The organism is Mesorhizobium sp. LNHC209A00 (assembly GCF_000502915.1).
GTDB lineage: Bacteria > Pseudomonadota > Alphaproteobacteria > Rhizobiales > Rhizobiaceae > Mesorhizobium.
Genome location: NZ_AYWT01000004.1, coordinates 586,273 through 607,135, shown reverse-complemented (window position 1 = coordinate 607,135; position 20,863 = coordinate 586,273). Strand labels below are relative to the sequence as shown.

Genomic DNA, 20,863 nt, shown 5'->3' with positions numbered 1-20,863 from the left:
ACTCCCGTCAGATCCGCCGGAAATGTTTCGTCCCTACGGTTCAGGGATCAGAGAAATTCGCCCGTGCCATTCAAACGCACGACGACAATATCCCGGTTGGCTCCCTAATCTCTCGCAGGTTCGGACAACTGAAACCCTGCTGGCATGAGGCGGTTCGCCTCTTGGCTCCGGATGCGGTTTCAGCCGTCAAGGCCAACTCTGGCCATGTGCGTAGGGAGGATCGAATGAAAGCGGTAATTCAATGCGGTGGCATGGGAACGCGCCTTCGGCCATTTACATCGGTTTTGCCCAAGCCGCTGATGCCAATTGGCGCGCGGCCGGTCCTCGAGTTGCTGTTGAAATGGCTGCGGCGTAGCGGAATCGAAGACGTCTACGTCACCACCGGCTATCTCGGGCACCTGATCCGGAGCGTGTGCGGCGACGGCTCGCAGTGGAATCTGAGGATCCGCTACACGCAGGAAATGGAACCGCTCGGAACGATCGGGCCGCTTTCCTTGATCAGAGACGAATTGAATGAGCCCTTTATCGTCCTGAACGGCGATGTGCTGACCGACCTGAGCATCAGCCGGTTTACCGCGGCGCACCGCCTGCACAAGGACTCCGTCACGATAGCGACTTCGCTGCGGCTTACCAAGATGGATTTCGGCGTCATCGACGAGGTTGACAACACCGTCCAGGTCTTCCGCGAGAAGCCTGCACTGTCGCACTTGGTAAGCATGGGCATCTACTGCATGAACCCGGACGTCCTCGACTTCATCCCATCCGGTATACCGTTTGGGTTCGATGACCTCATGCTGCAGATGCTTCAGGCTGGACGCGTCGTGCATGTCTACAAACACGAAGGTCTTTGGCTCGACATCGGACGCGTCGAGGACTTCCAGAACGCGCAGACAGTTTCTTGGGAAGAGCGGTCGGCGTCCATCGAAGTCGCCGCCGCGGCAGCGTAACGGCCAGGCGCGAGGATCATCGAGGAGGTGACGATGCTCTTGGTAAGTTCCCCGGTCCTGGGAGTGCCAGAAAAAGCGGCTTTGGCGAAAGTGATCGACAGCTGTTGGCTGACGATGGGTGAACGGGTCCGGGCCTTCGAAGAGGCGTTTGCCTTGATGCACGAGGCAGAGGACTGCGTAGCGGTTAGTTCCTGCACCGCGGCCCTTCATCTTATCCTTCACGGATTGGGGATCGGTCCGGGGGACGAGGTCCTGGTTCCTTCGCTGACCTTCGTGGCTACCGCGAACGCAGTGCTCTATGTCGGCGCCACTCCTGTCTTTGTCGACATAGAGTCGGCAGACGTCCCTCTGATGTCGCTCAAAGAAGCAGAAGCACGTTGCAGCTCTCGCACCAGGGCCGTGATCCTGGTCCATTTCGCCGGCTATCTCGCCGACAAGGAGGCCTGGCAAGCATTCGCCAGCGCACGCGGGCTCTCGATCATCGAGGATGCGGCACATGCTCCCGGCCTAAAAGCGGTTGGCACCTTTGGAGCGGGCGCCGCCTTCAGCTTCTATGGCAACAAGAACATGACGACGGCGGAGGGGGGAGCCGTAATTGCCCGGGATCCCCAACTGCTGGACAGGATTCGCCAGGCTCGCGCGCACGGCATGACCACCGGAACACGCCAGCGACTAAACAGCCGCACCGCTCATTACGATGTGACCATGCTCGGCTTCAACTACCGAATGGACGAAATGCGGGCCGCGATCGGTTTGGTTCAGCTCCAGAACCTGCAGGAGTGGAACGAGATACGGCGCATTCTTGTCGTGTTGTACCGGCGCCTCATCGCGTTGCGTTGTCCGGCAATCACAATACCGTTCGAAGAACCGCGAGCCTCGGCTTACCACATCATGCCGATCCTCTTGCCGCGCTACGTCAACAGGCAGCATGTCGTCGATGAACTGCGGGCGCAGGACATACAAACCACGGTCCATTACCCGCCCGTTCATCAGATGACCCTCTACCGTGAGCTTTACCCGGGTACCCATCTGCCGCGCACCGAGGATTTCGCGGAACGAGAGTTGACCATTCCGCTGCATCCTCAGATTACGGCGCCCGCGGTTGAAGCCGTGGTGGACGTGCTGGCGACCGCGCTCAACAGCGGCATCCACGCGGGAACCGCCGCATGAACGCGTTTGATCTATCCATCCACCCGCCCGTCGTGTCAGGCGTGAGCCATGGTTTTGGCAGACGCGCGATGGATGTAGTGGCCGCATCCTTGGCCGCGATGGTTTTCGCGCCGCTGATGTTGCTGATTGCATTTGGGCTATTTCTCGAGGGCGGACGCCCCGTGCTTTTCCGGCAGCCTCGCCTCGGTGCAGGGGGCCGCATGTTTCATATCTATAAATTCCGCAAATTCGAGGTTCTGTGTGATCCTCAGGGCCCTGCGTTGACCAGCATAGGCGACCGTCGGCTGACGAAGATCGGGCGCATTTTGGCCAGCACCAAACTGGATGAGTTGCCGCAACTCTGGAATGTGCTCAGAGGCGACATGGCCATCGTCGGGCCACGACCGGAAAGCCTCGCCTTTGCTGACTGCTTCCATGGCGGCTTCGAGGCGGTCCTAAGATATAAACCCGGCTTGGTCGGCCCGACGCAAGTTCTTTTCCGTCACGAAGCCTCTCTCTACCCTGCCTCAGGAGACCTGTCGTCCTTCTACAGGGAAGCGCTGTTTCCGATCAAAGCCAAGTTCGATCTTTCCTATTATCCCCGACGAACCATCGCTTCGGATGTTGTGTGGATGATCCTCGGCTTTCTGGCGGTAATCGGCTGGATGCCTGTCGGGCTGCTCAGGCGTTGAAGGCTGTTTCTGTTTGCGCGCTCGGCAACCGGAGCGCTTCAGGTGAAAGAAGGAACACCTGGTTATGAGTTACAATGGCAAGAGAGTTCTGGTCACTGGCGCGGATGGATTCATAGGATCGCATCTGACCGAGGCACTCGTCCGCAACGGTGCCGAGGTGACCGCATTGGCCCTCTATAATTCGTTCGACAGCCATGGGTGGCTGGATGATCTGCCAGACGACATCCGGGGTCATTTGAAACTCGTTCGAGGCGATGTACGCGACGGTGCATTCCTGAACCGCATCTTGCGCGGCCAAGCCGTCGTGTTTCATCTCGCTGCGCTTATCGCGATCCCGTACTCATACGCGGCCGCCCAGTCCTATGTGGAAACCAATATCATGGGGACGCTGAATGTCCTTGAAGCGGCCCGCCAGTGGGAGACGGAACGGATCATTCACACTTCGACAAGTGAGGTTTACGGCACGGCGCTCAGCATGCCGATCAGCGAGTCCCATCCTCTTCAGGGGCAATCGCCATATTCGGCGTCCAAGATCGGCGCCGACATGATGGCGCAGTCCTATGCCAAATCCTTCGACCTGCCCGTCGTGATCCTCCGGCCGTTCAATACATTCGGGCCGCGGCAAAGCGAACGAGCCATAATACCGACAATCATCCGGCAGGCGCTCGATCCAAAATGTGTTTCGATCATGGTGGGAGATACCAGCCCGGTCCGCGACCTGACCTTCGTCGAGGACACAGCGGCTGCCTTCCTGAGGGCGGGTTCAGCCACACTCGAATTCGGCCATGCCTACAATGCTGGAAGCCAGCGTGCCGTGACCATATCGGACGTGCTCGATCTCGTGCTCGAGCTGAGCGACTGTAAGAAGCCCGTCCACCGCGACGAGAGTCGATTGCGGCCGCAAAACTCCGAGGTTCGCGCTCTGCTGGCCGATTCATCACGGCTCGAACGTGAAACCGGATGGACTGCGCAAACGAGTTTGCGCCACGGCTTGGCCAGAACCATCGATTGGTGGCGGGCGCGCCTCGGCGAAGGTCGGGTACGCCGCGAAATGAGCTACATGACATGAGGTTTTACCCGTTTCCATTGGCGCTGCTCCTGATCGCCTTTGCTGTCCTGCTGCGGGCGGCCGACAGCCAAGGAAACAGCATGTCCACGACGTTCGTCGCCCCAATGCCGATGGATCTCCCAGATTATCTGCGTCCCGCGACAGACCCGGCATTCGGCACGAATTTCATGCGCATCACCAAACCAGGCGCACTTGGGGGAGGTGTCGTGTGTGGGACGAAATATTGCAGCCATCGCTATTCGAGCGCTCAAGCCTGGAATGCGGACCAGAGCCTGCTCGTGCTGGCCAATGGCTGCAACGGGCTGTGCTTCCTCGACGGCAAGACATATGCTCCGCTATTCCACCGCGACAAAGGCGGTGAATGCGAATGGCATCCTCGAGACGCAGACGTGATGATCTGCGTGGAGGATCGAAAGATCTCGATATGGGCGCCAAGGACAGACCACGAAGACGTTGTCTTCGTCACGGCTCAATACCACGATCTGCAATTCGGGCCGTCGAAGGGCAATCCAAGCCGTGACGGCAAACGTATAGCCGTCCGCGCTGTCCGCGACGATGGAAAAGCGGTGGTGTTCGCCTTCGATCTCGCGGATCGATTCAAATTCCCGGACATCGATCTCGCTCAGGTTCCTGGAACCACCAGCTCCTGCACTATCTCCCCGCTCGGCACGAACATCCTTTGCTTTCAAAACCTAGCAGATGGCACGGAGCAGAGGGCCATTCTTAGTGTCGATGGCACCTTGCGACAGAGGTGGACGGACCATCACCGCCCCGGCCACGGAGACCTTACGCTCGATGACGACGGCAGCGAGGTCTATGTTGGCATCAGCAAATCCAGCCCCGACAAGTATCACGTAATCAAGCGAAGACTGTCCGATGGGAAGGTGACCTCCCTGACCGGATACGGCGAAGCAGAGCATGCATCGTCGCGTGCTCTGAAGCGGCCCGGCTGGGTCTTCCTGACCTATGGCGGCAACCCTGAGGAGATATCGGCCAACCCAGGCTGGGCACCATATGCACGGGAAGTCATCGCCTTGCGCATCGACGGCAGCGGCGAAGTTCGGCGCATCGTGCAGACACGCAACGCGCCCTCCGACTACTGGAGCGAAACGCACGCGTCACCTTCGCCGGACGGCACACAGGTGATCTGGTCCAGCAATTGGGGCGTGGCCGGTGGACCGGTTTACGACTTCGTCACCCGCGTCGACTGGCCCGAAAACCAGAATAAGAAGGAGATTGTCGCGAATGGTCAACCTTAGCCGATTCTTCCTTGCGACACTTGCGATGCTTTGCGCCCTGCCGATGGCTGCGGCAGCCGATGCGACGATCTATCGAATTTCGCCCGGAGACACCATCGAGATCGCAATCACCTCGCTTCCCGAGCGGACGCAACGTGCGGTGGTGCAGATGGACGGCACCATCGTTCTCGCCGAGGCGGGCACGGTGCCTGTCGCCGGCCTGACCCCGTCCGAACTTCAGACGCGCTTGCAGGCGATCCTGCCGACCAAGATCTACCACATACGCATGCCGGACGGCCGTGAGCAGGTGGCGGTCGTCAGACCCGGCGACGTGACGGCGATCGTCGCTGAATACCGTCCAATCTACGTGACTGGCGAAGTGCTCGCTCCTGGGCAGCAAGCCTTTCGTCCGCTCATGACGGTTCGGCAGGCGATAGCCGTCGCCGGCGGCTTCAGCCTCTTGCGCGCACGGGCGAACCAGGCTGGGCCGGACCCAACGGACTTGCAGCGCGATTATGAGACGATCTGGGGAGAATACATCAAGGACTATTTCCACAGTGCGCGCATACGTGCCGAACTTCAAAAACAGCCCGATTTCGACATGAAGGCCCCCCAGGGCTTTCCGCTCTCTTCTTCCCTTGCAACCGAAATTGCGCAGGCGGAGGCAGAAGGGCTGAAGCTCTCGCTGGACAATTTCGAGCAGGAGCAGAGCTTTCTGGAGAAGGGCGCCAAGGATGCAGCGACCCAGGTCCAGGCATTGCTCCAGCGCGAGCAGGACGAAGCCGATGGAGTCAAGGCCGATGAAGAGGATTTGGCGCAGGTGACCAAGCTCTTCAAGGCTGGCAACCTGACCAACAACCGGCTCGCCGATGTCCGGCGCGCGGTGCTTCTGTCCTCGAGCCGTGCGCTTGAAACATCGGTCGAACTCATGAGGGCTCGGCGCCAGCAGGATGATCTTGCAAGGCAGATCGAGCGCAATGACAACCAGAGGCGTGCCGGTTTGTTGAACGAGTTGCGGGATACACACGCGCGCCTGGCCGACATCACTGCAAGGCTGCACGCGGTCAGCCAGAAATTGCAGCCGCAGGGAGCATCCGCGTTGCCGCAGCCGATCGGCGGCGAAACCGTGCGGGCCCAGGTGACGATCATCCGCTCCGTCGATGCGCAATGGCGCAAGCAGCCGGCCGACCTGGATACGGCGGTGGCGCCGGGTGATACGATCGAGGTCAAGTTCAGCAGCGCGCTCGAAAGCGCGGCGGTGCAATAAACAATCCCTGCCGGCGCCGCCGGCAGCGGCAATATCTTCGATGTCGTTGCGAGAACGGTCGTGAGCGAAGAGATCAGCGTCGCCGGCGCCTACAACAAAGGCAGCATTATCTTCATGGGAATGGAGATCCTGGTTGCGCCCGGTGCGCTGGTGCCGCGGCCGGAAACAGAGCTGCTCGGCTCCATTGCAGTAGATGTTCTGCGCGCAATGGACCTGCCGGCGCCGCGTGTGGTCGATATGTGCTGCGGCGCCGGCAACCTGGCCTGCGCGATCGCTAGCCATATCCCATCCGCGCGAGTTTGGGCCTGCGACCTTACCGACGGCTGTATCGACGCGGCGCGGCGAAATGTCGTTCATCATGGCCTGACCGACCGGATTTCAGTGCATCAGGGTGATTTGTTCGAAGGGGTGTCCAGACTGGAGCTCGACGGCACGCTTCATGCCATCGTCTGCAATCCGCCCTACATTTCGGAGAAGCGCCTCGAGGGTGACCGCCGCCATCTGGTTGTGCTCGAGCCGCGAGAGGCATTCGCGGCCGGTCCCTATGGGCTCAGCATTCATATGCGGGTCGTCAAGGACGCGCTGCGCTACCTCCGACCAGGCGGCGTCCTGCTGTTCGAGGTGGGGCTTGGTCAGGACCGCCAAGTCATAAGTCTTCTGGAGCGCAGCAAGGGCTACGCGCAGATACGCACTTTCGCCAACCAAGCCGGTGAAGTGCGGGTGGTCCTGGCAGAGGCCAGGCGGCAGGCATGATTGCATTCGGCCGTTACCGGGCCGACCGTCCAGATCATTGCTTGTTGCGCCAGATCATTTCTTCTTGCTCCAGATCATTTCTTCTTGCGAACGATGAACCGCGCGATTCCTTGAATTGAATCGAGGTTTTCCGGCAGGAGTTCACTGTCTTCCACCGTGATGCCGAAAGTCTCTTCGATGAACCCGATCACCTCGAGCACTCCGGTCGAGTCGACGATCCCCTGATCGAGCAATGATGCGGTGAGGGATAGCGCCTTGACGTCCGCGATGTAGAAATTAGAGGCCAGGAAGCTGCGGATCTGGTTGATATGGATGTCGTCGCTTTCCGCGGCCGATATCATGGAATCCATCTAATCCATCCTCCATTGCAAAGGCGACTTGCGATCGCGCATCTGAAACAATCTACGACAGGGCCGCTTTCTTGAGTTTTCCGGTATCGGTCATCGGCAGGCTGGGCACGATTACGATGGTCTTTGGCACCATGAAATTCTCCAGCCGTTTCCGGCACTCCATCAGGAGCTGCCTTTCGCCGACAATTCTTCCCTGCTCGATGACCACGAATGCCTTGACCGCTTGTCCGAGGAGGTCGTCGGGGACACCGATGACCGCGGCTTCTTTCACGCCAGGGACGTCCATCAGCACGCTTTCCACCTCTTTGGGAGCGACCTTTTCGCCTCGTGATTTTATGATCTCGTCACCACGGCCGACGAAGTACAAATAGCCTTCCGCATCCATCCGGCAGTAGTCGCCCGTGTAGAGGACCTGCTCGCCCGGCAGCGGCCCCGGCTTCAGCTTCCTTGCAGTTGCCTCGGGCTTGCCCCAATAGCCTTTCATCACCGTTGCGCCGCGAACTACCAGTTGGCCAACGACGCCCGGACCGACCCGCCTGCCACCCTCGTCGACGATCCACACTTCTGTATTGGGAATGGCAATGCCTACGCTCAGGGGCTTTCGCCCGAGATCGTCGGGCGGCAGATAGCTGCAGCGTTTGCATTCGGTGAGACCGTACATGGAATAGATGCGTGCGCCCGAAAACAGCTCCCTGAGCATGGCAATCTGCTTGAGCGGCAGGGCGGCCGCCGTATTGGTGACATACCGAATGCTCGAGAAATCGGTGCTCTTCAGCGATCTGAGCTCCGCAAGCGCCGCGAAGATTGTGGGCACGCCGGGAAAACCTGTGATCTGCTCGTCCTTGATGACCTGAAGGATCTGCGCCGGAAAAGCGAAGGAGCGTTCGAGGACGAGCCGTGCGCCGGTGCGAAAGGCCATGATCATCTGATAGAGCCCGTAGTCGAAGGCGAGGGGCAGGACATTCAGGATCACCTCATCTTCACGCAGCTCCAGATAAGAGGCAATCGATGTGCACGCGGCAGTCATGTTGCCGTGCGTCAACATGACCCCCTTGGGTTCGCCGGTGGATCCGGAGGTGTAGACGATAGCGGCGAGATCGATGTCGATCGATTTACGCGGCGGCGCAACAGAAGGTCTTTCGACGATCGTGTCCCAGCGCACGGCGTGCGGCAATCGGTTGAACTCGGCCTCGTCGATCGGCCCAGAAACGATCACCGCGCGCAGTGAGTGACAGTCGCGCGACGGTTGGCAGAATATCGAGTGCAGATGGCTGTCCGTGATCAGCGCCGTTGGCAGGCAATCGTTGAGCAGGTAATCAAGCTTCTCGCTTTTCGTAAGCGGGTTGACGATGCAGACCACGGCGCTCGCCTTGAGCACCGCCCAGAAGCTGACGACGGTTTCGACCGTGTTGTCGGCAAAGATCATGACGCGGTCACCACGCTCGACGCCCGCCGCAGCCAGGAAATGCGCGATCCTGTCGGAGCGCTCATCGATCTCCGCGTAGGTGACGCGTTGCTTGCCGGCCACCAACGCGATCTTGCCGCCAAGCCGGCCGGCGGAATGGATGAGGTAGTCCTGCAGAAGTGGTATGGCGCCGTGGATCATGCCAGGACCCTTTCCCGCTGCTCGTGATCGACGTCGATCCTGAGCTCGGCTTTGTCCGCTCCGCCCGGGCGGCTTGCGATGAACTGCTGATGCAGAATCTGGGTCGACAGCACGCCGACCAGTGCCATGTTGTCGGAGTTGGAGAGATCGCCGTCGCCGGCCTTGGACCGGCACTTGCCGAGCAGGATAGCCACCGATTTCGGATCGAAGACATTTGCCGCGCGCAATGCCGTGTCCGACAGTGCCTCGCGAATGTAATCTGGTGCATCATGGCCAACGAAGCTAAGCGCGTTTGGCGCCCTGTAGGGCTGCTTCGTGCGGGCAACGACCTGCGGTGGTACGATCGGCTGTGCCGCTCGCTTGAGCACATGCTTTTCATCGAGGACACGCAGCTTGTATGCGTCAGGAAGCGAATTCGCGAGCGCCACGACATCGTCGTCGAGATAGGGGAAGCGCCCCTCGACCGAGTGTGCCATCAGCATCCTGTCGCCCTGCGAGGAGAGCAGGTAGCCCGACATCAGCGTTCGGATTTCGAGATATTGGTCCTGGGCAAGGAAGCTCCATCGCGAAAATTCGGCGGGGAGGGGGGTGAGCAGTTCGGAGACCGCATTGCGGTGCTGCGAGGCGCCGCGCATGTCGGGGCAGAATAGGCGCTTAATGGCGCTCGTGGTGCGCCAGCGCGTGTCGTGTGCAAAGCCGGGCATGTCGCAGGCATGAAGATCGCGTCCGAAGAACTGTCGCGCCATGGCCTGTTGGTGCACCGGTGAGCGCGACAGATAGGGGTAGAGTCGCTCGAGCAGTCGCGCACGCCGGCTCGAAGCAGGTTGGCGCCCCCAGAAGCGGCGAACCTTGCCTTCGCGGAAAAGGTCGTAGCCGGCGAACATCTCGTCGGCGCCTTCCCCTGTCAGCACAACCTTGATGCCGCGCTCGCGGACCAACTTGGACAGGAGGAAGAGCGGTGCCGGGGCCGTCCTCAGGATTGGCCGCTCGGCGTGGTAGACGACCTCGGGAAAAACCGCTGCAATGTCGCGGCGGGAAATCACCACCTCGTGGTGCTCGCTCGCAGTCGCGGCGGCGACCAGGCGCTGGAAATAGGTCTCGTCGTATTCGGCGTCGGCAAAACGCAAGGAGAATGTCTGGAAGCGCTCCCCCGCGAAACGTCTCCCAAGCGCCGCGACAAGTGAGCTGTCGAGCCCACCGGACAAATAGCAGCCCACCGGCACGTCGGCCTGCACCATCCGCAGCGCCGTCGCGGCTTCGAGCGCACCGCGGACCGCCTCGACGGCATCGTCGCACGAGCCGGTGAACCACTCAGGGTCCGAACCGGAAATCCGCGGATAATGCGGCTCCCAGAAGGCCGTCTCCCGCGCCACGCCACCCTCATAGAGCCGGATATGTCCAGGCTGCAGTTCCTTGACGCCTTCGAAGACGCTCTGGGGCGGGATTACCGTCCAGAATGTGAACGCCTGATCGATCCCTGCCGGATCAAAGGCGCGAGGTATCGCTGTTTCCGCGGCGAAAATGGCTTTGACTTCGCTTGCAAAGAAGACGCGGCCGGCGTGCTCGCAATAATACAGCGGGCAGATCCCGTAGCGGTCACGCGACAGCATCAGTCGGCCGGCAGCAGAGTCCCATATCGCGACTGCCCATTGACCATTCATCCGCTCAAAGGCGGCCTGGCCCCAGGCCTGGTAAGCATGGAGCACGACTTCCGTGTCGCTACGCGTACGGAAGCGGTGACCAAGCGCGATCAACTTGTCGCGCAATTCGACGTAGTTGAAGATTTCGCCGTTGAAGACGATCCATGTCAGGCCGCTGACGTCGGCGAGTGGCTGCTGGCCGTGCAGCAGGTCGACGACGGACAGGCGGGCATGCGCCAAACCCGCGCGTCGGTCGCGGTACAGCCCCCGCTCGTCGGGTCCGCGGTGCGCGAGCGCGCCTACCATATGCAACAGCGCTTCCCGCGAAGGAGGTGGGGCAGTGGCGCTCAGCGCGACAATTCCGGCGATCCCGCACATCCGTCAGTCCACCGTCATTGGCACCGAAGGCAAAGGCAGGGCGTGCAGATAGCGTGCCGCTCGACGCTTGGCTTCGATATCCTTGAAGACCTTCTGGACCTCATCTGGTGACAGCCCGGCAACATCCGCGACATCATCGGCGCAGATGCCATGGTTCACGCCGTAGAGGCATAGGTCCGTCTGATGATAGGGCAGGGCGAAATAGAACTCCTCCTGGCTCTGCGCCATGGAGAAGGTGTCGGTCGTCGGCGGCCTGCGCCGGATCTCCCCGTCCACACCGAGATATTCCGCCAGTTGATAGACCTGCGTCTTGTAGAGATGGACGATGGGCATCAGGTCAGCGATTCCGTCGCCTTGCTTGACGAAAAAACCCTGATCATATTCGAGCCGGTTAGGCGTGCCCGCCACCGCATAGCCGAGACGGTCCGCGTGATAGTACTCAGTCATCTTGCGAATGCGCTGCTTGTAATTGGTCGCGGCCACTATCTGCAGATAGGCCGCTCCTGACAGGCGCACGGTATCGATCTTCCCCTCGGGATCCTGAACGGTGAGACGGGTGATATTGAGGCCTTTGCTCTCCAGCACCGAGGTCAGCACCAGCTTGCATTTCCACCCTTCGCCGTAGTCCGGAACAACGGTGCGAATGGCCTCCATCTGCCGGCTGTAGGCACCGATGGCGTCGAGCGCCGGCGCAATGTCCTCGGCGATGGTGTCGATGCCCAGCTGACCGGCGATAACGCGCCCCAGCCTCAGCGAGTCCCCGGACGAGTCACGTTCCGGCATGAAGATCCCGAACACTTTGTCCTTGCCGAAGGCAGCCACGCACAAGGATGCGACCACCGAACTGTCGATGCCGCCTGAGAGCCCGACCACCACTCCGCGCCGGCGAAGCGTGACCAATACCTGCTCGCGCACGGATGCTACGATGCGGTCGACCTCCGCGGCCGCATCCAGTGCCAGAACATCCTTGCCGAACCGCGAAGTCACGCGAAGCTGCCTTTCATGGTCGAAGACTCGGCCGGCGAATAAGTGCGAGCGACCGCCTCCTCGATCAGCGGACGATTGACTCCGATGTGAGGCTCGACGACCAGATCAATGTGGTTGCCAGCAATCGGGATGACCTGCAGGTCCGCGAACACCCGATCCCACCCGATGGCAAGAGGCATTCCCGGTCGCGCGCAACGGAACAGTGTTCCGGTGATCGGGAGCACCGTTCTTGGCTGCTCCAACCAACGGAAGAAGGCCTGCGCACGCAAGACTTCCTGCAACTCCAGCTTGATGCGAAAGCTGGTTGCATTGAATTGTCCCCGGGAAAAGTGGTCGATGGCGTGGGCAAGACGAGCTTCCTGGCCGACCTTGACCGTGAGCTTCGCCAAAACACGGCAAGCCATTCTATAGGGTGACATGCGGTTGGACCGGACCCGACGCAAGGTGCGGGTGATTGTCTCCCAGGGACGGCTCCGCTCGCCAGCCAGGCTGGTGTCGAGGATGCCGACAAACTTCACGGACCTTCCCTCTTTCAGCAGGCGCACGGCAACTTCGAACGCGACGGCTCCGCCGAGGGAGTGGCCGAGAAGCCTTACATGCCCCGACGGCTGGATGCGGCTGATCTGTTCAAGCGCGGCGTCCACCATGGCGGCAAGATCGTTCTGGCCGCTGAGAATGGTCGCGAGGCTGGGATATCTTATCGGCCGGACCGTCGCGACTTTGCCCATGGCTGAGGCGAAGGCTGCAAGACTAGGCCCATAGCCCACGGAGCCCGGAAACAGAAAGAGAAAAGGCCGATCATGCTCCAGCACATGGCCGGGCGCATTGCCGCCTTGTGCGGACGCGACCGCGTTGACCATCGCCTCGGCGCTCATCCCGACGGTAAATGCCTCAAGATCCAGTTCCTGGCCGATTTCGTTCTCGATCTCCATGACGCAGTGGAGCAGCTTCAGCGAGTCCCCTCCCGCTTCATCCCATCGCCCGACGGCTGCCCGCGTGTTGAGGACCCTGGTCCAGGCATTCTGTACTGCTTGATGGGCTTTGAGATCGCTGCCTGAAATCGGTGGATCGGCAACTTGGGTAGGCTTCTTGGCCAGAAGATCCATTTTCCCGAGTTTCGCCACATCTATTTTTCCGCCCGCCAGGCGCGGAATATCCTCTACCCTGTGGAGCCGAAGCGGGCGCAGTGGCGGCGGTAGCGTCTTTGCAAGCAGCTGGCGAAGGTCGTCGGCGAAGGCCGGACCGGCGGAATTCCTGGGGATCGCGAAAGCGACCAGTTCGTTGGCCTCGGTCACGATCGTCACCGCATCCTCGACCGACGAGGCGGAGCGCAGGATCCTTTCGACTTCGGCCGGCTCGATGCGCCGACCGTTGATCTTTATCTGCCGCCCCTTGCGGCCGACGATCCTCAGCAGGCCCCGATTGTCCAATTGGACGAGATCGCCGGTAGCGAATATCCGTTGACGTGGATCATCGGGATCCGCCTCGGCAGGAATGACGGTGCCGTTTTCCCAGTGGCCGAGCAAGACGTAGGGGCTCTTGATGACGAGTTCCCCGCTTCCACCCCGCGGTACGCTGTCACCGTCCTCGTTGACGATCGCAAACGCTATTCCTGGCAAGAGCCGGCCGACCGGCACGGACGTTTGGTGCTTTGGTTGAACGCGAGGCAGAAACCATTGTGACCCGGTCGTCTCGGTTGACGAGTAGCCGATCTGTACGAGGCAATGAGCAGGAATCGCCTTTCGCAAAAGGGCAATGTCGGTCCAAAGCACTTTCTCGCCGCCGACGCGGACCACCCTGAGCGATCCGAACGCATCGGCGGGAGCATTGGCCATGAGGGCGCGAAGCAGCGCGGGCACGAGGTAAGTAAGCGTCGCGCCAACCTGCTGCATTCGCTCGCGAACCGCACGCAGACCGATCGCTTCCACGTCGACCATATGCAAAGTGGCGCCGCACAGGACCGAAGTCAGGATTTCTCGACATCCGGCTATGGTGGCGGGCCCTGTCAAGGGGAGGAAGACATCGTCGGAATTGATGTGACACGCATCGGCATATTGGTGCACCCGCCAGAGCAGGCTGCGCTGGCTGTTGACTATGCCCTTCGGAGATCCGGTGCTGCCAGACGTGTAAAGAACCATCGCCGGTGCGTCGACCGATACGGCAGGCAATTGCGTTGACGACAGCCGCTCCGTCGACGCGGGGCTGACAGTCACATCGATCCACCGGATGTCCTCGGGCAAACCCGCATGCCGGTTTCCAACGCCAACAATGGCGCGGAGCCGCGCGACGCCCACGATCTCGTTGACACGGGCGATTGGGTCCCGGGCGTTGAGCGGGACCGAAATCCTTCCCGCCGCCATGCTCGCCAGGACAGCAACGATGTACCAGACGGAGTTTGGCTGATAAATTCCGATCGGCTGCCCTTCGGGAACGACGGCAGCGATCCGGCGGGACAGGACTTCGACGGCAGTTGCAAGCTCGAAGTACGACAGTTGATTCACGCCGTCATGCACGGCGGCTTTTTCGGAATATTGGGCCGCGACTTTCTTCAGCTGATCGGCAATCCCGACATCCGCAAATGCCGGACCCAACTTCTGATGAAGGCGCAGCGCCGGGCCACCTTGATCCAGGGCGTAGGCCGGGACGTCTATCCATCTGCGGGAGGGCCGAGAATCCTGGTGATGGTCCTGATCCGCTGCTGGTGCATTCAAATACGCCGGGAGCATGGCTTGCCTGAGTTTGCGGTTGATACCCGGTTATGAGCTTGCAAGAGGGGGAATTCATCGATCATTCTGATGATGAACAAGGCACGGAAAGAGATTAGGCGTCGGCTTCCCTTGCCACGGGCGCGTATTGCGAAGCTAATGAACAGAGAGCATCGTTGGAACCAATCCGCTGTTGAACTGTTGTTTCCCCAGCGTGGAGATGTCCCCTCAACTCCTAGCCGATAGCCCGCTGCACTCCCCGAGGCAGCGGGCTTTCTTGTTTTCACTTGGAAATCGCGGCCTCTCGCGAACAAGCCTGTCAGGCGAGACCAGCCGTGCTGTAAATAGGCTTTTCAGGATTTAGCGTCTTCCCGGGAGACTTGGAGGCTCCCGTCAGGTGCTGTCCTTGTATGACTTCGCCGCCTCATCGATCTTGCGCCAATCGTTGCCGTGGCGACGTACCAGCTCTCTTGCCTGAGCGGGCGACAGGTCGTGCGTTTCCACGACATGCCGGACCTCCGCGTCCTCGCCTTTCAAGGGACGTGTACGACGCCTCTTGGTCGGTTGATCCCCCATCTCTCCATCTCGCCTTGACACGATCGATTCCTCCGGTGTCGCGAACAAGCTGCGAGTGGGGAAAAGGTTTCACTGATGGGTGCATGAAGCCCCGATAGCGTCCGCGGTACGGCAGTTGTCTTGGCGAATGCGCCAATTCCGCCAAGCGCGGCGTTCCGTAAAGCAACTGAAGCGGAGAGGGATAGGTGTGCCTCGGGCCGTGAGCGTTCACTTGCGATCCAGCACTTTACGGATCTTTTCCGCCAATTCGTCAATCGTGTAGGGCTTGGTCAAAAGCTCCGTTCCAAAATCAAGCGTGCCGTTGTGAACAATCGCGTTTCGCGTGTAGCCGGTGGTGTAGAGCACTTTTAGCAACGGGTGCATGCTCTTGACATGATCGACCAGTTCCCGCCCTGACATCTCCGGCATGACCACGTCAGTGAACAGAAGCGACGGCACTTGCCCGCTTGCGACGGCCGCCAGCGCGTCTCGCGGCCCTTGCATTTCCAACACGGAATAGCCCAGTTCCCGCAGCGCCTCCGCAGCCATCAGCCGGACGCGATCTTCATCCTCGACAACCATGATGATCTCGTCCTCACTGCCGGGGTGCTCGCCCGCGACGGACTCGGCCTGGCTGTCGACCACGTCGCCGTGCGAGCGCGGCAGGTAGATTTTCAAAGTGGTTCCGATACCTTGCTCGGAATAGATCTTGACGCTGCCGCCGGACTGGCGAACAAATCCATAAACCTGGCTGAGCCCCAGCCCGGTGCCTTTGCCAACCCCCTTTGTGGTGAAGAACGGATCGAAGGCTCTGGCCAACACGTCGGCAGTCATTCCGGTTCCGGTGTCCGTGACAGCTATCATCACATACTGGCCGGAGGGTATTGCGTTTTCTCTCGCATACCGGTCGTCGACATGGGCATTGGATGTCTCGATGGTCAGCCTTCCGCCAGCGGGCATGGCATCCCGCGCGTTGACGCAAAGGTTGAGCAACGCGCTTTCCAGCTGCCCTGCGTCGACTTCCACATGCCATAGTCCCGCGGCGAGCACGGTCTCGATTTGGATGGGCTCCCCAAGCGTCCGGCTCAGCAATTCACTCATATCCGAGACGAGGCGATTTGGATTCAGGCGCTTGGGCGCCAGGGGTTGCTGGCGGGAGAAGGCAAGCAGCCGCTTGGTAAGTTCCGCAGCACGTTGGGCTCCATCGATCGCGCCGGTCACGAACTGGTGGACGTTGGTATCGCCGTTTCTGAGCTTGCGCTGCACAAGGTTCAGCCCGCCGATGATGACAGCCAGCATATTGTTGAAGTCGTGCGCGATGCCACCGGTCAGCTGTCCGACAGCTTCCATTTTCTGGGCCTGCCGCAGGTGCTCTTCTGCTCTGGTGCGTTCGGCGACTTCGTCCATGACACGTTGTTCAAGGGTGCCATTGAGCGTCTGCAGCGCCTTGAATAGTCGAGAATTGTCGATTGCCGTCGCGGCATGGCCCGCAAGCCCCAGCAAGGCCTTCTCTTGCTGTTCGGCGAAGACGCCGATCTCTGCATGACCAAAGAAGAGGCCGCCCAGCACCTCGCCCGAACGCGAGACAACCGGTACCGCAAGATAGGAACGTACTGGCAGATGGCCCTCCGGCATTCCCTTGCGGGGCCAGTTCTTGCCGTAGCGCGGGTCGGCGAGGATGTCGTCGGAGCGAATCACGCTTGTCCCGCGGAAAGTGGGGTCGAACACCGCCGTGTTGCGAGGCATTGGAAAATTTTCGAACGCGGAGCGAGGTGCGCCCGACAGGGCGTAGAGCATGTAGCTGTCGCCCTTGTCGTCGATTACATTGTAGAAGAAAGCTCCGAATTGTGCGCCGGACAGCGCTACGCCGGCGTCAGTTACCGTCTGAACAATCCGCTCCACGTCGAGCTCGGCCGCTACCGCGGCAGCGGTGACGTTCATCATCTGAAGCTGATGCTCCACCCGCTTTCGCGCGGTGATATCCATGACGGTACCGATGAAGCGGACCGCGCGCCCTGACTGGAAAAGCGACTCGCCCGCTGCCGCAATCCAGCGTTCCTTGCCGTCGTGCAAGCCGACCGTCCGATATTCGATGTCGTAGCGGGAAGTCGTGCCCGGCGCGAGCGCCTGGCGTACGGCCTCGTCGGCGCGGGCCCGATCTTCTGGATGAATACCCGCCAGGAACGCGCTTTCATATGTTACCTCCGCATCTGGCGGGAGGCCGAAAAGGGCTTTGCACCGGTCATCCCACCGCAGAGCCTTGGTGACGGGATCGTAGTCCCAGGTCCCGATAGCGGCTGCGTCCGTGGCAAGCCGGAGGCGCTCCTCACTGGCCCGGGCCGCCTGTTCCGAGCGAACGCGCTCGATGTGAGCCCAGGACCGCTCCGTCACCTCCGTCAGCAAGGACAGTTCGCGCTGTGACCAGACGCGGGGCTGCTTGTCGTGAATGGCCATCAGGGCGGTCAGACGGCCCTGTTTTACCAAGGGCATGCAGATGGTTGCCGTTATGCCGATGTTCTGAAAGGTCTTTGCCTCCTCGGGCGCAATTTCCTCGAGGTTGTTGTTGATGATGAGCGGCCGATTGGCGCTGAGATTGGTGACCGCCAGGCGGCCAAAATCGGCAAGACTGTAATACCCTCTGATGCTGGGCGAGCCGGGTGCGCTCCAGTCGCCACGGATGGTGAAATGGTCCTGGTCCTGCTCCATGTCGGCGTAGGCGCAAATCGAGACGCCAAGATGTTCGCCCAACAGACGAGTGGTGATCGCCATGACGGCGTCGGCGTCGGCCGCGAGCGCAATCTCCCTTCCAAGACGGTCGAGAAAAGCCAGGCGTTCGGCGTTCTCACGCAGCGCTCGCTCAGCGCGAAGCCGCTCTATGGCGGTACGCGTCCGATCCGCCACTTCCGAAATAAGCGCCACCTCCTCCTTGGCCCAGCGTCTGGGCGCGGAGTGGTTCAGGTACAGCAGCGCCACCAAACCGCCATGCTCGGTAACCGGCATGTTGATGACGGATTGGGCGCTGATGGCTTTGAGAGCCTCTGCATGATCCCTTGTTCGCGGGTCTGTCTCGGCATTTTCGAAGACAACGGTGTCGCCCCGCTTCAAGTCCTCGATATACGAGCCGTAGTTCCTGAAATTCAGGGTCCCAGCCAGGCTTTTGATGCCTGGCGCGTTCCAGTCCCTCTCGATCGTGATGGTTTCTTTCTCAAGATCGATCGTGCCGTATCCGGCTCGGCTGACATCGAAATGTCTCCCTACCAGTTCCGCGGCTGCGTGGGCCAATTCGGCAGGATCAGTAATCTCGCGAATCCGGTCGCCCAGCGCCGCCAACAGCTCGAAGCGTTGCAGTTCAGATTGACGATCGCCTGCAGTGACCCCCATATCGCCCCCGTTTTGCCCGGACTGGATAATGCGATTGACGGCCAAGAGTTCCATTGCGGGCAGGACGCTTCTTTGACGGGCAGGTCGGCGGTTCGCGCGAACACCTTGGGTGATACACGATGAGACGCGGCTTGAACGGCGAGAAACATCCACGATGTTCCTTGGTCGTGTTTAGCTTTAGAAACCTCTACAGTGCCGCGGTTCGACGGTCGTGCGGGTTCCGTTGGGCGCTCCGGCGGACCATGGACGCGTAGCGCTAGCCGCGTCGCTATACGCAATTGGATCTTTGTGCGCGAACTTGCCTCGGTCCATCATAGGTTAGCGACACGTCGTGCGCTGTGCCGCATAAGCGAGAGGTCAGCGGGCATGTAACGCTCCGCTGCTTGGGAGACCATCGCACTCTCGCTCGTTTGGAGACGCTTGATGCTTGACCGACCCATTCGCACGGATACCCTCTACCCGAATGACCTGGACACGCTTCGCGCGGTCTTCGACGCGATGTGCCAGGAGTTTGCCATTTTGCCGGACACCGCGGCGGCTCACTCCATCGCGAGAGAGCTGATCAGGCTTTTCCAGACCGGGATCACGGAATCGGCCATGCTGATGATTGCCGTGCGCGCGCGTTGGCAGGACGACTGGCAAAAGGAAGCCAGCAACGCTGCCTGACCGGTGCAGGCGCACAATCGGTGCATCCTTTTCGAAACGGTGGCGTTGACCGTCACCCTGCCAGCAATGGCCGATCCGTTATCACCACCGACAGGAGGGATCGATGCCGAAATTTCGTTTCGAGTTTATCGAGGGCATGTCCCAGCCTGCAATCTTCGCCGACATGGCTGATCGGGATGAGGCTATCAAAGAGGCGAAGCGCGCAGCCAAGGAGGCCATGCTTGACGGAATTATCGATGGCGCGGACCCGACCAGTTGGGTGACGAAAGTCTACGACGAGGCGGGTTATCTCGTCGTCACACTTGGATTCCAGGATCTGGTCGCCGCCCCCGAGGATTCGCAGCGATTAAAAGAGGCGGACGAACCTGGCGTCATGCGGTCCGGCTGAAGCCCGAATTCTCAGTTCACCGGGGCCAGTCGAGTTCGATCCAGGCCGGCGCGTGATCGCTTGGCTTGTCCCATCCTCGTACCGACTCATCCACGCCCGCGCCGCCCAGCCTGTCCGTGAGCGAGGGGCTCACGAGAAGATGGTCCATTCGGAGGCCGGAGCTGCGGTCGTAACCGCCCCGGTAGGAAAAATTCCAGTAGGTATAGACGCCTCTCTCGGGACGGATCAGCCTGACGGCGTCGGTCCAGCCATCGGCAAGCAGGTCGGCGTAAGCCTGTCGGCTCTCCGGGAAGTAGACGGCGTCGCCCAGCCATCGTGCCGGAACCGCGGCGTCGATCGGCGCCGGCACCACGTTGTAGTCGCCGCAAAGCAGGCTGGCGGGCGCGTCCTTGATCAGGAGCCGTCCGTAGTCGATCAGCCGCTCGAACCAGCGGAGCTTATAGTCGAACTTCGGACCAGGCGCCGGGTTGCCGTTGGGCAGGTATAGGCAACCAACAACGAGACCGTCGATCTCCGCCTCGATGTAACGGCTATGCGTGTCATCGGCGTCACCGGGCAACCCGCGCCGACGCTCGTGCGGCTGCTTGCCTCGAGCGAGAATGGCTACGCCGTTGTACGACTTCTGTCCGTGCCATATCGCCCCGTAGCCGGCGTTGCTGATGGCATCGGCAGGAAACTTTTCGTCCGATGTCTTCAATTCCTGGAGACAAACGATGTCGTAGTGCGTCTCACCTAGCCATTTGAGCAGAACCGGCAATCGACCGTTGACGCCGTTTACGTTAAAGGTAGCGACCCGGATCATCTGAAGCCTTGAGGCATCTATTCATAAAATGGCGCTCCCCGTTTGAGCGAGTTCGGCAGTGCCTTTTGTCGGCTGCCTCAGCTCTTCACTCATATCATTTATCGCCTGCCAGCCGCCCGACGTCGTTCGAGGATGAGTCTTCGGTTGTGTTTCGCAGGTGCTCACCTTGTCCGTTAGGATTAACCGCGAAGCGGCAAGAAGGTTTCGACCCCGAGTAGGAAGCGGTGTGACAACGAGATCGAAGCTCTCTGGTTGCGGCTGATGCCGGCGGGCTAATGCGGTCCCTCGGC

At 60.6% G+C, this 20,863-nt stretch carries 16 protein-coding genes; 9 read left to right on the top strand and 7 right to left on the bottom strand.

The genetic code is table 11. The annotated features are described in order from the left end of the window. Positions 1 to 224: 224 nt before the first annotated feature. The 7 genes from X739_RS151375 (at position 225) to X739_RS151405 (ending at position 7,115) form a co-directional block, all read left to right on the top strand. Positions 225 to 947 carry an NDP-sugar synthase gene (locus X739_RS151375; RefSeq protein WP_023771453.1) on the top strand — a complete coding sequence of 241 codons (723 nt, stop codon included), beginning with the start codon at positions 225 to 227 and terminating at the stop codon, positions 945 to 947. Between the two features lie 33 nt (positions 948 to 980). Then, a complete protein-coding gene (locus X739_RS151380) occupies positions 981 to 2,117 on the top strand; it encodes a DegT/DnrJ/EryC1/StrS aminotransferase family protein (RefSeq protein WP_023771452.1) in 1,137 nt (378 codons plus the stop codon). Then, positions 2,114 to 2,788 (top strand): sugar transferase, encoded by a 675-nt coding sequence (locus X739_RS151385; protein ID WP_023771451.1) that lies wholly within the window; start codon positions 2,114 to 2,116, stop codon positions 2,786 to 2,788. The genes X739_RS151380 and X739_RS151385 overlap by 4 nt, the downstream gene beginning before the upstream one ends. Positions 2,789 to 2,852: 64 nt before the next feature. Continuing rightward, positions 2,853 to 3,857 (top strand): SDR family NAD(P)-dependent oxidoreductase, encoded by a 1,005-nt coding sequence (locus tag X739_RS151390; protein ID WP_023771450.1) that lies wholly within the window; start codon positions 2,853 to 2,855, stop codon positions 3,855 to 3,857. Further along, a complete protein-coding gene (locus X739_RS151395; protein WP_023794769.1) occupies positions 3,854 to 5,116 on the top strand; it encodes a hypothetical protein in 1,263 nt (420 codons plus the stop codon). Before X739_RS151390 ends, X739_RS151395 begins: the two co-directional genes overlap by 4 nt. After that, complete coding sequence (locus X739_RS151400) at positions 5,103 to 6,362, top strand: polysaccharide biosynthesis/export family protein (protein ID WP_023782489.1); 1,260 nt, start codon at positions 5,103 to 5,105, stop codon at positions 6,360 to 6,362. Before X739_RS151395 ends, X739_RS151400 begins: the two co-directional genes overlap by 14 nt. Positions 6,363 to 6,422: 60 nt before the next feature. Further along, positions 6,423 to 7,115 (top strand): class I SAM-dependent methyltransferase, encoded by a 693-nt coding sequence (locus tag X739_RS151405; protein ID WP_023794768.1) that lies wholly within the window; start codon positions 6,423 to 6,425, stop codon positions 7,113 to 7,115. Between the two features lie 74 nt (positions 7,116 to 7,189). Here the strand turns inward: X739_RS151405 and X739_RS151410 are convergent, their stop codons facing one another. The 6 genes from X739_RS151410 to X739_RS151440 all read right to left on the bottom strand — a co-directional run bounded on the left by X739_RS151410 (position 7,190) and on the right by X739_RS151440 (position 18,717). Next, positions 7,190 to 7,456 carry an acyl carrier protein gene (locus tag X739_RS151410; RefSeq protein ID WP_023771446.1) on the bottom strand — a complete coding sequence of 89 codons (267 nt, stop codon included), beginning with the start codon at positions 7,454 to 7,456 and terminating at the stop codon, positions 7,190 to 7,192. A gap of 61 nt (positions 7,457 to 7,517) precedes the next feature. After that, the gene (locus X739_RS151415; protein ID WP_023794767.1) at positions 7,518 to 9,071 is read right to left on the bottom strand and encodes an AMP-binding protein; all 1,554 of its coding nucleotides are present in this window, start codon (positions 9,069 to 9,071) and stop codon (positions 7,518 to 7,520) included. Then, complete coding sequence (gene asnB / locus X739_RS151420; protein WP_023794766.1) at positions 9,068 to 11,089, bottom strand: asparagine synthase (glutamine-hydrolyzing); 2,022 nt, start codon at positions 11,087 to 11,089, stop codon at positions 9,068 to 9,070. Before asnB ends, X739_RS151415 begins: the two co-directional genes overlap by 4 nt. Positions 11,090 to 11,092: 3 nt before the next feature. After that, positions 11,093 to 12,076, bottom strand: coding sequence for an NAD(+) synthase (nadE, locus tag X739_RS151425; RefSeq protein WP_023771444.1), 984 nt, complete (start codon positions 12,074 to 12,076; stop codon positions 11,093 to 11,095). Next, positions 12,073 to 14,802, bottom strand: coding sequence for an AMP-binding protein (locus X739_RS151430; protein WP_023794765.1), 2,730 nt, complete (start codon positions 14,800 to 14,802; stop codon positions 12,073 to 12,075). Before X739_RS151430 ends, nadE begins: the two co-directional genes overlap by 4 nt. Positions 14,803 to 15,564: 762 nt before the next feature. Then, positions 15,565 to 18,717, bottom strand: a complete 3,153-nt coding sequence (locus X739_RS151440; RefSeq protein ID WP_023782485.1) for a GAF domain-containing protein — start codon at positions 18,715 to 18,717, stop codon at positions 15,565 to 15,567. 423 nt (positions 18,718 to 19,140) lie between these two features. Between X739_RS151440 and X739_RS151445 the strand changes: the two genes are divergently transcribed. Both X739_RS151445 and X739_RS151450 read left to right on the top strand, forming a co-directional pair. Beyond that, a complete protein-coding gene (locus X739_RS151445) occupies positions 19,141 to 19,383 on the top strand; it encodes a hypothetical protein (RefSeq protein WP_023771440.1) in 243 nt (80 codons plus the stop codon). Positions 19,384 to 19,486: 103 nt separating this feature from the next. Beyond that, on the top strand, positions 19,487 to 19,771 hold the full coding sequence (locus X739_RS151450; RefSeq protein WP_023771439.1) for a hypothetical protein: 285 nt from the start codon (positions 19,487 to 19,489) through the stop codon (positions 19,769 to 19,771). A gap of 16 nt (positions 19,772 to 19,787) precedes the next feature. Here the strand turns inward: X739_RS151450 and xth are convergent, their stop codons facing one another. Then, the gene (gene xth, locus X739_RS151455; RefSeq protein ID WP_031247779.1) at positions 19,788 to 20,573 is read right to left on the bottom strand and encodes an exodeoxyribonuclease III; all 786 of its coding nucleotides are present in this window, start codon (positions 20,571 to 20,573) and stop codon (positions 19,788 to 19,790) included. Positions 20,574 to 20,863: the final 290 nt, after the last annotated feature.

Coding starts and splice junctions, on each gene's coding strand:
- X739_RS151375 (WP_023771453.1), top strand. CDS start 225: ATGAAAGCGGTAATTCAATGCGGTGGCATGGGAACGCGCCTTCGGCCA.
- X739_RS151380 (WP_023771452.1), top strand. CDS start 981: ATGCTCTTGGTAAGTTCCCCGGTCCTGGGAGTGCCAGAAAAAGCGGCT.
- X739_RS151385 (WP_023771451.1), top strand. CDS start 2,114: ATGAACGCGTTTGATCTATCCATCCACCCGCCCGTCGTGTCAGGCGTG.
- X739_RS151390 (WP_023771450.1), top strand. CDS start 2,853: ATGAGTTACAATGGCAAGAGAGTTCTGGTCACTGGCGCGGATGGATTC.
- X739_RS151395 (WP_023794769.1), top strand. CDS start 3,854: ATGAGGTTTTACCCGTTTCCATTGGCGCTGCTCCTGATCGCCTTTGCT.
- X739_RS151400 (WP_023782489.1), top strand. CDS start 5,103: ATGGTCAACCTTAGCCGATTCTTCCTTGCGACACTTGCGATGCTTTGC.
- X739_RS151410 (WP_023771446.1), bottom strand. CDS start 7,456: ATGATATCGGCCGCGGAAAGCGACGACATCCATATCAACCAGATCCGC.
- X739_RS151415 (WP_023794767.1), bottom strand. CDS start 9,071: ATGATCCACGGCGCCATACCACTTCTGCAGGACTACCTCATCCATTCC.
- asnB (WP_023794766.1), bottom strand. CDS start 11,089: ATGTGCGGGATCGCCGGAATTGTCGCGCTGAGCGCCACTGCCCCACCT.
- X739_RS151430 (WP_023794765.1), bottom strand. CDS start 14,802: ATGCTCCCGGCGTATTTGAATGCACCAGCAGCGGATCAGGACCATCAC.
- X739_RS151440 (WP_023782485.1), bottom strand. CDS start 18,717: ATGGGGGTCACTGCAGGCGATCGTCAATCTGAACTGCAACGCTTCGAG.
- X739_RS151445 (WP_023771440.1), top strand. CDS start 19,141: ATGCTTGACCGACCCATTCGCACGGATACCCTCTACCCGAATGACCTG.
- X739_RS151450 (WP_023771439.1), top strand. CDS start 19,487: ATGCCGAAATTTCGTTTCGAGTTTATCGAGGGCATGTCCCAGCCTGCA.
- xth (WP_031247779.1), bottom strand. CDS start 20,573: ATGATCCGGGTCGCTACCTTTAACGTAAACGGCGTCAACGGTCGATTG.